Source organism: Pantoea sp. Morm, from assembly GCF_016643525.1.
Classification (GTDB): domain Bacteria; phylum Pseudomonadota; class Gammaproteobacteria; order Enterobacterales; family Enterobacteriaceae; genus Pantoea; species Pantoea dispersa.
Map to the genome: position 1 here is coordinate 1 of NZ_VOQX01000215.1, position 1,977 is coordinate 1,977.

3 protein-coding genes are annotated in these 1,977 nt (G+C 61.2%); all 3 read left to right on the forward strand.

Going from position 1 to position 1,977, the window contains the following annotated elements; all coding sequences use genetic code 11:
- Nucleotides 1-572, forward strand: a 572-nt coding sequence (locus FT726_RS26945; protein ID WP_346303815.1) for a TetR/AcrR family transcriptional regulator, incomplete at its 5' end; no start/stop codon positions are given.
- Complete coding sequence (mug, locus tag FT726_RS26950; protein WP_104093803.1) at nt 569-1,084, forward strand: G/U mismatch-specific DNA glycosylase; 516 nt, start codon at nt 569-571, stop codon at nt 1,082-1,084. The genes FT726_RS26945 and mug, both read left to right, overlap by 4 nt.
- 88 nt (nt 1,085-1,172) lie before the next feature.
- Complete coding sequence (locus FT726_RS26955) at nt 1,173-1,934, forward strand: substrate-binding domain-containing protein (RefSeq protein WP_288421015.1); 762 nt, start codon at nt 1,173-1,175, stop codon at nt 1,932-1,934.
- The last annotated feature ends 43 nt before the right edge of the window (nt 1,935-1,977 follow it).

The window sequence follows — 1,977 nt, forward strand, 5'->3', positions numbered from 1 at the left end:
ATAAGGCGCGCACGCGGCAGCGCATTCTGGAAGAAGCGGCGGTGGTGATGCGCGAATGCGGCACCGAAGGCATTGGCGTGGCAGCGCTGATGAAGCGCGTCGGCCTGACGCACGGCGGGTTTTATGCGCACTTTGCCTCGCGTGAAGCGCTGGTCGAAGCGGTGATTAGCGAGATGTTTGCCGACTCGGCGCAGCGTTTTGCCGCCGTGCTGGCGGTTGAGGATCCGGCTGAACGGCTGAACCAGTGGATCGATCGCTATCTGTCGGACCAGCATTGTGGCGCGCCGGGTGAGGGCTGTCCGATACCGGCGCTGGTCAGCGAAGTGGCGCATTTACCGCCGGATGCGCGGGCGCTGTTTTCGGCGAAGCGCGAAGCGGTGCGGCGCCAGCTGGTGCAGGCGCTGCAGCAGCTGGGACATGCGCAGGCGGAAAGTATCGCCAGCAGCATGCAGGCCGAAATGGTCGGTGCGCTGGCGCTGGCGCGCGCCTGCACCGATGAAGCGGAAGCGCGCCAGATGCTGGAGGCGACGCGTCAGGCAGTCAAACTGCGCGCCGGGCTGGTGACAGCATGAGCGATCACGACATCCGCGACATTATCGCGCCCGATTTGCAGGTGCTGTTCTGCGGCATCAATCCGGGCAAATCCTCGGCGCATACCGGTTTTCACTTTGCGCATCCCGGCAACCGCTTCTGGAAGGTGATTCATCAGGCCGGATTTACCCGCGAACAGCTGCTGCCGGAGCAGGAACAGCGGCTGCTGGAGACCGGCTGCGGCATCACCATGCTGGTAGAGCGCCCCACCATTCTGGCCAGCGAGCTGGCGGGCGCGGAGCTGCGCGACGGCGGTGCGCGTCTGCAGGAAAAGGTGCTGCGCTTTCAGCCGCGCACGCTGGCCGTGCTGGGTAAGGATGCGTTTCAGAAGGCGTTTCGTCAGCGCAACGTGGCATGGGGCGAGCAGCCGCAGCTGCTGGGCGAAACCCGTTTATGGGTGCTGCCCAATCCCAGCGGATTAAACCGCGCTTCGCTGGAGGAGATGGTCGCCGCTTATCGCCAGCTTCATGATTGGTTACAGAATAAGGCGTGAGCTGGCTCTGTTTCATCAGGTAATAACGTTGTTCATCGTTTTGTTTCTGGCTAAACCGGATGCTCCACGCAAAAAAAGGAGCAGGGAGATGAAGCAACGCACCATGGTTCTGGCGGCACTGCTGCTGGCGGCGCAACCGGGCGTCCAGGCCGCAACGCTGAAGGTATTCAGTTCCGGCGGTATGTACCCGGTAATTGAAAGCCTGAAGCAGGATTATCAGCAGCAGAGCGGTGACAGCATTGAGCTGGAAGCGGCGCCGTCGATGGGTGACACGCCGCAGGCGATTCCTAATCGCCTTAAACGCCATGAAAGCGCCGATGTGCTGGTAATGGTGGATTACGCCATCAAGCCGCTGGAGCAGGCGAAATGGGTGGATAGCGCCAGCCATCAGGTGCTGGCGCACTCGTACATTGCCATGGCGGTGAAACAGGGCACTACGCCGCCAGATATCAGTACCGTCGCGAAGTTCAAACAGGTGCTGACCTCCGCTTCAAGTATCGCCGTGTCTGACAGCGCCAGCGGCAAATATATTCAGAGCAAGATGCTGGATAAGCTGCAGCTGGGCCCGAAAACGGCGGCGAAGATTACTGTGATTCCGGCCACGCCGGTGGGGGAGGCGGTCGCGCAGGGCAAAGCCGAGCTGGGCTTTCAGCAGAACAGCGAGCTGAAGGCGGTGAAAGGTATTACTATCGTGGGACTGATTCCGCCGGCGGCACAGCAGGATACGTTGTACGGTGCGGTGATCACGCGCAGCAGCCAGCAGCAGAAGGCCGCGGCGAAGTTCGTGAAATACTTGCAGAGCGACAAGGCGCGCAGCGTGATGCAGGAGAAAGGGCTGACGCCATACTGAAGACAATAAAAAACCCCGGCAAGCCGGGGTTTTTACTGACCAG